Below are 10,818 nucleotides of genomic sequence, written 5' to 3' on the forward strand. Positions count from 1 at the left end.
TTAGTGGATTTTGAATTAACGAAATAAAGCAAAAAATCCACTCTTTGCAAATAGAGTGGATTCTGTTTTAGGATTTTGAGTAACAAATTTATGTTTTGAAGTATCTTTTATAAATTGGTTTTCTGTATAAAAATTGAAGATATAAAACTGGATAAATCAAAAAATCCAAAATTATATTTGGTGTATTATATTTTATATCATCAATTATGTACGTCTGAGTATGCACCCTAACAATCCGATGCTTATGTTGCCAACTACTTAAAAAAAATGGCAACTTTGTTCCCTTATCTACAAAAAAGTACTCTTCCTCCGTTTTTTGATGTTCGACAATATCCGATTCCCAGTTTTGTTTGAAAAAGATAAAATCTAACTCAATGCCAACTTTATCGCCAGTTACACATCCGTCAAATCGCAACACTCGAAAAGGGGGAAAAGGTGGTGCCAAAGCCTTAAAAAGTTTTTCATCAAAACCCTCCCACACTTCTTGGATACTTTGTTCTACTGGAGTTTTTAAAAAGATATTCATACAACCGAAAAGCAAGCTATTGTATTCTTTGCTTTTCTTGAATAACCTTCTTTCAACCTAAAAGTTTAAACAAAATTGCTTAGCTTTCACCAAACACCCCTTTAGTGTTTCATGCCCTTGCTTGTTTTTTGGCAACAGCTTGGAAGTTTGCTATGAGCCTCCTCATTTTTTTGTACATCGTCGGCATCGTAACCCGTCTCGGTTATTACTTTTTTGAGTGCCTCCACATTGGTTTTTTTAGGATTATAAGTCACCGAAACTACTTTATCATCCAAGTTTAGATTCACATCCTTTACGCCCTTCGTAAACGCTAGGCGTTTCTCGATACGTTCCTTGCACATTTCACAGATAGCCGAGGTCTTGATTTTTACAGTAGATGGATTATCTGCAAATGATAAAAATGTCGTGAGTATCAATACCCACATAATTGCTAGCTTTTTCATGTTGATGTATATTTAGAATTAAAAATAACAATTAAAATGGATAAGTTGAGAACGATACTACCTTCTCAACCTATCATTTTGACTTATTTAACCTCAGCTAAATCCATACCACAAGAAGGACATTTTCCAGCCTGCGCGTATGTTTTTTCTCCTTCACACTTCATTGGACAACGGTAGGCCTTTGTACTGTCGCTATGGGCTTCGGCGTGCTGAGTCGAATCTGCTGCTACAGCTTCGGTTTTAGTTTCTTCTTTTGCCGCTTCTTTTTGCCCGCATGATGCCAATCCTGTGGCAAGCAACGCGAATACCAATAGTTTTTTCATGAGTTTGATTTTTAAATTGAGTTTATGAATAATTTTAATTTTAAACTAGACCTTCGAAGGAATTTTCCAGCGCATCCCTACATACACCATTCTGCCCGTGATAGGCCCCCACACCATAGAAGCATCAAAATGTCTATCGAATGGATTATTAGCCCCCATAATTGGATTCTTTTGTCGAAATCCTGTGAGGTTTTCTCCACCAACATACAGCTCCCAACGGTAAAAGCCTCGGGTAACTTGGGCATTAATATTTGAAAAAGCTGGAGCTTCTACGGGTTGTGCCCCATTAGTCAAAACAAATTCGTGGCTTGCATCTGGAATGCGACGTTTGCCGTTCCATTGCCAAGTAAAGTCAAACTTCCATTTATCAAATTTAGTGGCATATCCTACGTTTAGGAGGATTCTATCACGGTTCACAAACATTTTTGGCAACAAGGCCAATTCTCCTGAACTAGTAATAATATCACTTTTTACGTCAAATAAACGATAGGCCAATTTTACATCCATGCGCTTGATGGGAGAATAATTCAGCTCTGCCTGAAAACTATTGGAAAAGCTTTTGCCTCTTTGGTTATAAAACTTGATAAAATACGCCGATTCCATATCTACAATCAACTGATTATTAAAATCGGTACGATAATAGTCTAAGGTCAAATTGGCATTACGTGTACCTATTTTGAAGTCATGACTAATACTTGCACCATAATTCCAGGATTCTTCAGGGCGAATTTGATCCAGTACCAATAATTGTCTGGCGTTAACCAGCATCGCAAAGTTTTCGGCTATAGCATTGGGCATTCTCCAGCCTTTGCCTGCGCTTGCGCGCAAGTGTGTATTGCTCGACAAATCATATTTGGCATGAATTCTTGGAGTAAAACGATTGCCATAAAGATTATGAAAATCTATACGTCCACCCAATACCAAGGTAAATTTTTCAGGAATCACATAAGTATACTCACCAAACACACCTGGCACTATTTCATTGCGGTGAAAAGCAGAATCTAAATAGCTTTCACGATAGGAGTCTGCAATAAAACTTGCCCCTATTTTGTAGGTATGATTGGTATTGTTGATGATATTTTGATAAATCAAATTACTGTAAAAAGTCTTCTGCAATCCTGTATAACTCCGAGATGTCAGTCCAAAATACGCATTGGCATCATGTACGGAGGCATTCATAATAAAGCCCAATCCTTTGTAAGGTTTTTCGGGAAAAAGTGCCGCAATCTTTGCAAATGCCTCTACCCTTTTGGTTTTATTACCAAACTCGTAATAAGGTTTATTCACAAAATCAGCCGCATTTTGACCGCCTGTTCTATTTTCATACAAACCTTTTATGCCAAATTGTGCCATCATACGCTCAGATTGATATTTCCAGCGATTGAGCGCCGTAGCCAAACCGAATAACGGCATATCTCTAAACGTATCATTGTTTTGATCTATCGAAATACTTTGACCCGAACCATGAGTCAACAAACCTACCGACCATTTATCATTCAATTTACGAGTGGTATTGATATTCAACTCGCCACGACCAAAAGAATTGACATACGTATTTACATACAATTTATCAGAATCATCAGGTTTTTGGAGCTCTACATTCAAACCTCCAGTCATTGATTCATAGCCATTTACAACCGAACTTGCCCCTTTCGAAACATCAATCGAAGAAATCCACGTGCCTGGGATATAGTTCAAACCAAAAGTAGTGGCCAACCCACGCACATTCGGAATATTTTCAACATTGGTTTGCACATAATTGCCCGAAAGTCCTAACATCTGAATCTGCTTTGATCCAGTAATGGCATCAGCATAACTAACAGATACAGAAGCGTTTGTCTCAAAGCTTTCGGATAAATTACAACAGGCTGCCTTGGCTAAAGTTTTGGTATTGATAAATTCGGTTTGAATAGGATTCAAACGATCAATATTGGTTGGAGAAGAAGTAACGGTAATTTCGCCCAACTGTCCAGCCACTTGCAAGATAACTTTCACAAATCCATTGGTGTGTACCATTAACGTATCAGTTTTATAACCGACAAAGCTGATAATCAACTGGTGATTTTCTGGTTGTTTAGCAATAGAAAAGTTCCCTTCGGCGTCGGTCAAAACACCCGATTTTGCATTGGCCCAACGAACAGAGGCGCCTATCAAGGGCTCAAGTGTAGCGTTATTTTTTTGCTCATATACAGCACCTTTAATCTGGGTTTGAGCTAAAATTTGAAAAGAAAAAAGAGGAATAAATAACAAAAGGACTACTAGTAAAAGTCTAGCAACTAGCCCATTATCTACAGTTTTCATAATATCTTAATTAATGGAGAAAATAAAATAGAGGCTGTATATACCAATACAACCTAAAGTCCTAAGACACAAAGTCAAAGGTATTTCTCAAATTAAGAAAGACTGAATATTTACAAGGATATCGCGCCCGCTGAGTGGCGGCGCTGGGGAGTGATAATATAAAACAGAGGATGTTTCGAATGGTAAAATCTCATTGCGGAAAACCCACATCGAAGGTAGCTGGCATTGCCAAACCAAAGAAGCAAAATCTACAGAATCGAGAGATGGTGAGAATTGACCAGACTCAGTACTGACTTTTGCATGAAATACCTTATCCGCACAGCATTTATCTTTTTTTATAGAAGCTGTTTTAGAAGGTTCTTGAGACTTGGGTTTGCTTGTGCAACAAGAACGTACTTTCTTGAAGGACCAAACTTTTTCTCCTCTGATTTTGCAATAGTGCTCATTCATAGCAAAGCCAGCGCTAGAAAGTAGCACTTGCAGAGCCAAAAACAGGCAAAATATGCGTGAGAAGAAAAGCTTCATGAATTATTTTAAGTGAAATAATGCGTTGATAAAATCAATAAATACGATTCGCAAGCTATTTGCTATCCATTGAATAAGTGAGTCGGTAACTTTTTTATCAGTTTCTTCAGCGTCAGAATCCTGAGTGTTATTACTATTCTTCTTAGTTTTGCCATCATCCGTGCCCAACTTCAACTTTTCTAAGTTACGACTCGAATCTGCCTTCATTTCCGTTTGATGCCTACGGTTTTCAAGAACTGTAGTAGGCTCGACCAAACCAAAGCCACTGCCACTTACCCAAACGGCTAGTAGCATTGTGAGAAGTAAATATTTATTGTAAATAGATATTTTCATTTTGAGAAGGTTATCAAGGCTAAAAAGAACGAGACTATAAATAATGCTGCAATTTACTAAACTTCTCGATTCGAAAAAAAGTTTCAAACGTTAATATTTGTTAACCCTTTAAATTATAAAAAGTTATCTAAAATAACCTCGCTCCATTGGGTACTTTTCTTTCAACTGTAGTAAGCACAACCTCACCTTCGCTTTGCTCAAATCCTGTGACGAGGACTTCCGAAACAAAATTCGCAATTTGTCGAGGAGGGAAATTGACCACACAAATCACCTGTTTGCCGATAAGCTCCTCCTTGGTATAGAGCTTCGTAATTTGAGCAGAAGACTTTTTTATACCTATTTCTTCGCCCAAATCTACTTTTAGCTGATAGGCAGGCTTTTTGGCCTTCGGAAAATCCAATACCTCAACAATAGTACCTACTCGGATATCTACCTTTTCAAAATCTTGCCATGTAATCATAAAATAATTGTCTTGATTCTTGTTAAAAAAATGCGTAAACGGTCGATGATTGAGTAAACGGTCAAGACCTTCCACTACTAAAAGCTTACATTTGTTACATAATACTACACAAAAATCAAACAGAAACATTTGATTTATAGCTTATCACAAATATTCTACACTAGTCACAATTAAATCATAAAAATTATGGGTTACAGATGTACACGTTTACCTTACCCTATGCAAATTAATAGTTAATTTTTACACAAAATTCACTTAAATCTTAAATTATCAAGAGGCAATTTCATTTGATTTTGCCTCTTTTTTGTTTATTTCTTCAAAATATCTTTCAAATCCTCAAAAGGAATTTCGAGCTCGGTCACACCAAATGCATACGCCTTTATTTCGTACACATTATATAGAAATTTAATCCCTGTTGGGGTTAATGTAAAATTATCATTTAGAATAAATTTAGCATTTTCGAAAAAATAGCCGTGTAGGTCATCCAGTGGCTCGTTAGGCTTTAGTTTTTCATTGATTCGAAACTGTTTCTCTGCTATTGCTAGTAATTTTTGGTCAAATCCCTTTTCAAACAAGTCTTCCAGCTTCACTCTTTTCCATGTTTCTTTATTATACACAAAATAATATTCCATACTGATAGGGTGCGCACCGCCTTTAAACCAGTTGGTATTCGCCTTGAGCATCAAATACTTAACCGTTTGACGGTCTACTTGCATACTTGCCTCCTCTATCCAAGGCATTACAAAAAAGCCTCCAGGGTTTTTCTCATTGGCATCTTCGGCGTAATTTTTTCCTTCGGTAAGCGTTTGTGCATATTCTTTGATGAAAGGCTCAGCTAAGTCTTCTACTTTTTTAGCAGGAACCATCGTTGTATCTGAACTATCTTGAAAAATTGCAATTAAATCCTTTTGAATTTGTTGGTCTAAGCTTTCAATCTTAAAATAGGGATATTCAAAACGAACCGTTGCACATATTGAATCTTCTTTTACACAGTTATCACTCTTTTTTTCAAACCTTTTTATTTCATACGTTAATGTATCGCTCGTTGCAGTTTCGAAGGCATTGCCGGACTTTTTACAACTTGCCAAACTTGTCATTACTACTACTAATCCAATTAAGACTTTTTTCATGGGTATATTTTTTTATTTTGAATCCTTTTTGATGGAAATATAAATACCAGAGACAATAATGCAAATTATGCCCAGAATGGTAATGGTATCTGGTAATTTATCACCCAAAATTGTACCAAGAATCATAGCGAAAACGATGCTACTGTAACTTACGACTCCTACAATTCCTGCTTTTTCAGCGCCTAAAGCCAAGGTATTAAAAATTTGTACGCCCATTGCTAAAAGCCCCATAAGCAACACCCAGAACCATTGCATACCTTGTGGCATTACAAATTTTCCTATCATAAAATCCCAACGATGGTCAGTAATCCATTCGCCCAGAATCATAGATATCACACTCGCCACAACACCTGTAAGCATAAATGACATGACCACCGAGCGAGTATCATAAGATCGTTTGAGTTCACGGATTGATAGGAAAGATAATGCTGTAAAAATTGCATAATTTAATCCTGCCAAATGATGCTGAATGGGAATTCGTACATCGGGTTTGAATATCAGTAAAATTCCGACAAATCCTAGTCCAACGGCCCCCCATTGCTTTCGATTGAGACGTTCGTCGTTGGTTAAGAAATAAGAAAAAATAGCAAGGAATATCGGAAATGCTTGTCCGTAAGTGCTCGTTTGCGCCAGACCAATATGGGTAATGCAATAAAACAAGGTGTACAGAGAAATCGTCCCCATAATACCTCGTAAAGTCAAAAGACCAAACCGCCCTCCTACTTGTTGTAAAGGTCGTTTGATGATGGAGGAAATAATAAAAATTAATCCTACAATATTTCGGAAAAACACTAGTTCGACCGAAGGGAATACTTTGCCCAATACTTTTGCTATGGCGCTCATTATGGCAAAACATAAAGAGGACATTAGCATATATTGAACACCTTTATTTTTCATAAAACTCTATGGGTAATCCATCAGGGTCAGCAAAAAAGAAAAACTCTTTGCCAGTAGTTTCGTCGATACGAACAGGCTCGCATTCGACCCCTTTTTGGGTAATTAATTGATGTACAAGTTTCACATCGTCAGTTTCGAAAGCAATATGACGCAGACCTGCTGCTTCGGGGCGTGACGGTCGTGCTGGAGGATTAGGAAAAGAGAAAAGTTCTATTTGATATAACCCATTCACTTTCAAGTCTAATTTATACGAATCTCTGTGTTCACGATAAACCTCTTGTAGAATCTCAAAACCCATGATTTCGGTATAAAATTTTTTCGAAACCTCGTAATTACTACAAATAATGGCAATATGATGAATATGATTGATTGGTAACATAATGGGAGATAGTTTAGATAAAAGACCAATGATTTTAAGTTAAGTAATCGTGCAGAATAAGATTTAACTTTTGTGTTTTAGGCTTTCAGGTGTCAGCTTTCGGCAGTGGGCTTTGTAAAAAGCATGGCTGTGGTTATTACCCTTTGCCTTGTGCCTGTTGCCTGTTCCCTAAAACAAATAGAAACCAATGACAAAAGAAAGGCAATTGAACATAATCAGAATTTCCTTCCTGATAAAGAATCAAACTTTGTATCTTGCGAGCAAAATCATTTTTTCCGTTAACAAACGTATTAAACTATCCATGAGTAAGCAAATAATTTTCACAGAAAAAGCGCCAGCGGCAATCGGTCCTTATTCACAAGCAGTTCTATCAAACGGTACGTTATATGTATCTGGTCAAATCGCCTTGGCATTGGTAGAGGCAGGTGCAAGCATCCAAGAAGAGACCAAACAAGTGATGGAAAACCTCAAGGCAATTCTTGAAGCAGCAGGTATGACTTTTGAAAACGTAGTGAAATGCTCAATTTTTGTCAAAGACATGAACAATTTTGCTTTGATTAACGAAGTATATGGTAGCTATTTTACGGTTAATCCTCCTGCTCGTGAAACAGTTGAAGTAGCTCGTTTGCCGAAAGATGTAAATGTTGAGATTTCTTGTATTGCTGTAGCCTAGTTGGCATTCGGATATCAGCTTTCGGCTTTCATAGCTCGATCCATCCACATGTAACGGGAGTAATCGAAAATTGTGAAAGCACCGATATTAAATATTTCATTTTGGATAGGTTGTGTCATTGTTTAGTTTGAATAATAATCACCCCTATCCAAAATCACAAATCCGAAACAGTCCTGCTAGTTGATAGATTTTTCTGGATTCCTCTCTTTCTCTGCTATTTTTCTTTTTCCGTACAATAATCACATAAATCTCAATTATCTTTGCAGTCTGAATAAAACCAAGAGATAATGAGTCAAGAAGTAAGAGTTCGATTTGCTCCTAGTCCTACGGGGCCTTTGCATATTGGTGGAGTAAGAACAGCACTGTATAATTATTTATTAGCTAAAAAATTAGGGGGCAAAATGTTGCTCCGTATTGAAGATACAGATCAAAACCGCTTTGTTGCTGGCGCTGAGCAATACATCATTGATTCCTTGCAATGGTTAGGAATCAAGATTGATGAAGGCGTTGGTGTAGGCGGGCCACACGAGCCATATCGCCAATCTGAGCGTTCGGCTATTTATCAAGAACATGCCCAAATCTTGTTGGATGCTGGCAAAGCGTACTATGCGTTTGATACTTCAGAAGAATTAGATGCGATGCGTGCTACCTTCGAAAGCCAAGGTTCGGCTTTTCAATACAATGCCGTAACTCGTACTCGCCTAAAAAACTCTTTGACTTTATCGGAAGAAGAGGTAAAAGCAAAAATCGAGGCTGGCGAACCTTATGTTATTCGTTTGAAAGTACCTGCCAAAGAAGAAATCCGCTTCAAGGATTTAATCCGTGATTGGGTACACGTTCACTCTTCGACCATCGACGATAAAGTTTTGATGAAGTCTGACGGTTTGCCAACCTACCACTTGGCCAACGTAGTAGACGACCATTTGATGAATATCTCTCATGTAATTCGTGGGGAAGAATGGTTACCTTCAGCACCATTGCACGTGATGTTGTATCGTGCTTTTGGTTGGGAAAACACCATGCCTCAATTTGCTCACCTTCCGTTATTGTTAAAGCCCGAAGGTAATGGCAAATTATCAAAACGTGATGCAGAAATGGGCGGTTTCCCAATATTCCCATTGGAATGGACGAATCCAGAAGGAATAAAATCAATTGGTTTTAGAGAAGAAGGTTATTTGAAAGAAGCGCTAATCAACTTCTTGGCCTTCTTGGGCTGGAACCCGGGTACCGAACAAGAAATTTTCAGTCTGGAAGAATTGACTCAAGCTTTCTCTTTGGAGCGTATCAATAAATCGGGTGCTAAATTTGACATCAATAAAGCCAAATGGTATAACGAGCAATATTTGCGTCAACAAACGGACGAGGCTTTAGCTGCTCAATACTTGACAGAATTTGAAAGCGATAAAGCTGTAAAAATCGTTCATTTGTTTAAAGAGCGTGTAACATTCCCTCAGCAAATTGTTTCTGAAGCTAATGCGCTTTTTATAGCACCTACAAGCTATGACCAAGCGGTTATTGCTTCAAAATGGAATGACGATGCTAAAAAGGCTATCACTGCTTTTAAAGAGGCATTGCCAGCTTTAGAAAACTTCGTAGCCGACGAAATCAAGCATACTTTATCGGCAGAGTTAGAAAAACTAGGTATCAAAATGGGTAAAGTGATGCAGGCGCTTCGTGTGGCTGTTACAGGCGCAGGTGCAGGTCCTGACCTAATGCTTTTGATGGAGATTATCGGTAAAGATGCCGTTATTCAACGTCTTGATACCGCATTAACTACCTTGTAATTTGCTACTCAACAAAGCTTGAATTGATACGAAGCTTAGTATTTTTGAATTTGGAGGTAAGTTAGTACGCAAAATAAAAAATAAGAGTGTGCTTAAGGCTTTCTGGTAAGGGCTTTCGGCGGTGGGCTTTGGAAAAAAGTGTGTCTGTGTTTATTAAAAACATTTTATCACTCTTTGCCTTGTGCCTGTTGCCCAGTACTTAAGCACATAACTTAAATCTTATTCTGCACGATTACTTAAGTAATGTTTTTTCACCTGAAATTTTCACTAACTTTTCTATCAAAGATAAATTAGTAAATCAATGATTAAGTGATTAATTTAGACCTTTGAGAAGTATTTGAGTAATTATTTTCTCACCTCAAAATTTCTAAACTACGTTATGGCAAAGAAAAAAGACAATACAAAAAATGAACTCCCGAAAGTTCATGACGAACTTGCTGGATTCGATATAACAATCAACTCTTTCGGAGAAATCAATCGAACTGTTGACATCAATAAAATCAATGAGTTTTTGAATAAACACATGGATGATAAAAAGTTGAGAGGTCGTGATGATTTAGAGAAATGAGATTCTGTTAACTAAATTATTTTCTGATGAAAATCGACAAAGAAGCTTTACAAAAAATTGCTCATTTGGCAAGACTCGAAATGCCCGCATCTGCTGAAGATGAAATGATGGGTTCGCTCAATTCGGTATTGACATGGATGGAAGAACTCAATGAGATTGACACGGCAGACGTAAAACCTTTGACGCACATGAGCCTTGAGGTAAATGCTTTGCGTGAAGATAAAGTAATTCCAAATATCTCTCGTGAACAAGGTTTGAAAAACGCACCAAAACAAGATGGTGAGTATTTTAGAGTTCCGAAAGTAATGGAATGATTTAGTGATTTAGCGAATGAGTGATTGTTTATTTCAACAAACTGTTGGTAGAGATACAATCTATTTCGTCTAAAAATTACAATATCAAAAAAGCTGTCGAAAATTACTTTTCGACAGCTTTTTTGATATTGTACTAAAAATGAATGGCTTAATACGCAATCA

14 protein-coding genes are annotated in these 10,818 nt (G+C 37.3%); 4 read left to right on the forward strand and 10 right to left on the reverse strand.

All coding sequences use genetic code 11. The features are described 5' to 3' along the window. Window positions 1-88: 88 nt before the first annotated feature. The 10 genes from ACOVQ4_RS00910 to ACOVQ4_RS00955 all read right to left on the reverse strand — a co-directional run bounded on the left by ACOVQ4_RS00910 (window position 89) and on the right by ACOVQ4_RS00955 (window position 7,317). Window positions 89-526 (reverse strand): SRPBCC family protein, encoded by a 438-nt coding sequence (locus ACOVQ4_RS00910; RefSeq protein WP_421818799.1) that lies wholly within the window; start codon window positions 524-526, stop codon window positions 89-91. Between the two features lie 101 nt (window positions 527-627). Next, window positions 628-969, reverse strand: coding sequence for a heavy-metal-associated domain-containing protein (locus tag ACOVQ4_RS00915; protein ID WP_095166532.1), 342 nt, complete (start codon window positions 967-969; stop codon window positions 628-630). A gap of 83 nt (window positions 970-1,052) precedes the next feature. Then, a complete protein-coding gene (locus ACOVQ4_RS00920; protein WP_421818800.1) occupies window positions 1,053-1,292 on the reverse strand; it encodes a heavy metal-binding domain-containing protein in 240 nt (79 codons plus the stop codon). A gap of 45 nt (window positions 1,293-1,337) precedes the next feature. Continuing rightward, entirely contained in the window at window positions 1,338-3,593 is a 2,256-nt protein-coding gene (locus tag ACOVQ4_RS00925; RefSeq protein ID WP_421818801.1) for a TonB-dependent receptor, read from the reverse strand. 87 nt (window positions 3,594-3,680) lie between these two features. Further along, entirely contained in the window at window positions 3,681-4,118 is a 438-nt protein-coding gene (locus ACOVQ4_RS00930) for an HYC_CC_PP family protein (RefSeq protein WP_421818802.1), read from the reverse strand. A 3-nt stretch (window positions 4,119-4,121) separates the two neighbouring features. Next, complete coding sequence (locus ACOVQ4_RS00935) at window positions 4,122-4,451, reverse strand: hypothetical protein (protein ID WP_421818803.1); 330 nt, start codon at window positions 4,449-4,451, stop codon at window positions 4,122-4,124. Between the two features lie 127 nt (window positions 4,452-4,578). Then, entirely contained in the window at window positions 4,579-4,911 is a 333-nt protein-coding gene (locus tag ACOVQ4_RS00940) for a tRNA-binding protein (RefSeq protein WP_421818804.1), read from the reverse strand. A 308-nt stretch (window positions 4,912-5,219) separates the two neighbouring features. Further along, window positions 5,220-6,041 (reverse strand): DUF3298 domain-containing protein, encoded by an 822-nt coding sequence (locus ACOVQ4_RS00945; RefSeq protein WP_421818805.1) that lies wholly within the window; start codon window positions 6,039-6,041, stop codon window positions 5,220-5,222. A gap of 12 nt (window positions 6,042-6,053) precedes the next feature. Then, a complete protein-coding gene (locus ACOVQ4_RS00950) occupies window positions 6,054-6,938 on the reverse strand; it encodes a DMT family transporter (protein WP_421818806.1) in 885 nt (294 codons plus the stop codon). Further along, window positions 6,928-7,317 (reverse strand): VOC family protein, encoded by a 390-nt coding sequence (locus ACOVQ4_RS00955; protein ID WP_095166516.1) that lies wholly within the window; start codon window positions 7,315-7,317, stop codon window positions 6,928-6,930. The genes ACOVQ4_RS00950 and ACOVQ4_RS00955 overlap by 11 nt, the downstream gene beginning before the upstream one ends. Window positions 7,318-7,618: 301 nt before the next feature. Here ACOVQ4_RS00955 and ACOVQ4_RS00960 point away from each other — a divergent pair, with 301 nt between their 5' ends. From ACOVQ4_RS00960 to gatC, 4 genes are all read left to right on the forward strand, one after another. Further along, entirely contained in the window at window positions 7,619-7,990 is a 372-nt protein-coding gene (locus ACOVQ4_RS00960) for a RidA family protein (RefSeq protein WP_166578602.1), read from the forward strand. 287 nt (window positions 7,991-8,277) lie between these two features. Then, window positions 8,278-9,774 carry a glutamate--tRNA ligase gene (gene gltX / locus ACOVQ4_RS00965; RefSeq protein ID WP_421818807.1) on the forward strand — a complete coding sequence of 499 codons (1,497 nt, stop codon included), beginning with the start codon at window positions 8,278-8,280 and terminating at the stop codon, window positions 9,772-9,774. A gap of 379 nt (window positions 9,775-10,153) precedes the next feature. Then, the gene (locus ACOVQ4_RS00970) at window positions 10,154-10,342 is read left to right on the forward strand and encodes a hypothetical protein (protein ID WP_095166510.1); all 189 of its coding nucleotides are present in this window, start codon (window positions 10,154-10,156) and stop codon (window positions 10,340-10,342) included. Between the two features lie 26 nt (window positions 10,343-10,368). After that, a complete protein-coding gene (gene gatC / locus ACOVQ4_RS00975; RefSeq protein ID WP_095166508.1) occupies window positions 10,369-10,656 on the forward strand; it encodes an Asp-tRNA(Asn)/Glu-tRNA(Gln) amidotransferase subunit GatC in 288 nt (95 codons plus the stop codon). Window positions 10,657-10,818 lie beyond the last annotated feature (162 nt).

Source organism: Flectobacillus sp. (assembly GCF_049240685.1).
Classification (GTDB): Bacteria; Bacteroidota; Bacteroidia; order Cytophagales; family Spirosomataceae; genus Flectobacillus.

Bases quoted from the DNA above. Each gene is read 5' to 3' on its own strand.
- ACOVQ4_RS00910 (WP_421818799.1), bottom strand. From the start codon at position 526: ATGAATATCTTTTTAAAAACTCCAGTAGAACAAAGTATCCAAGAAGTG.
- ACOVQ4_RS00915 (WP_095166532.1), bottom strand. From the start codon at position 969: ATGAAAAAGCTAGCAATTATGTGGGTATTGATACTCACGACATTTTTA.
- ACOVQ4_RS00920 (WP_421818800.1), bottom strand. From the start codon at position 1,292: ATGAAAAAACTATTGGTATTCGCGTTGCTTGCCACAGGATTGGCATCA.
- ACOVQ4_RS00925 (WP_421818801.1), bottom strand. From the start codon at position 3,593: ATGAAAACTGTAGATAATGGGCTAGTTGCTAGACTTTTACTAGTAGTC.
- ACOVQ4_RS00930 (WP_421818802.1), bottom strand. From the start codon at position 4,118: ATGAAGCTTTTCTTCTCACGCATATTTTGCCTGTTTTTGGCTCTGCAA.
- ACOVQ4_RS00935 (WP_421818803.1), bottom strand. From the start codon at position 4,451: ATGAAAATATCTATTTACAATAAATATTTACTTCTCACAATGCTACTA.
- ACOVQ4_RS00940 (WP_421818804.1), bottom strand. From the start codon at position 4,911: ATGATTACATGGCAAGATTTTGAAAAGGTAGATATCCGAGTAGGTACT.
- ACOVQ4_RS00945 (WP_421818805.1), bottom strand. From the start codon at position 6,041: ATGAAAAAAGTCTTAATTGGATTAGTAGTAGTAATGACAAGTTTGGCA.
- ACOVQ4_RS00950 (WP_421818806.1), bottom strand. From the start codon at position 6,938: ATGAAAAATAAAGGTGTTCAATATATGCTAATGTCCTCTTTATGTTTT.
- ACOVQ4_RS00955 (WP_095166516.1), bottom strand. From the start codon at position 7,317: ATGTTACCAATCAATCATATTCATCATATTGCCATTATTTGTAGTAAT.
- ACOVQ4_RS00960 (WP_166578602.1), top strand. From the start codon at position 7,619: ATGAGTAAGCAAATAATTTTCACAGAAAAAGCGCCAGCGGCAATCGGT.
- gltX (WP_421818807.1), top strand. From the start codon at position 8,278: ATGAGTCAAGAAGTAAGAGTTCGATTTGCTCCTAGTCCTACGGGGCCT.
- ACOVQ4_RS00970 (WP_095166510.1), top strand. From the start codon at position 10,154: ATGGCAAAGAAAAAAGACAATACAAAAAATGAACTCCCGAAAGTTCAT.
- gatC (WP_095166508.1), top strand. From the start codon at position 10,369: ATGAAAATCGACAAAGAAGCTTTACAAAAAATTGCTCATTTGGCAAGA.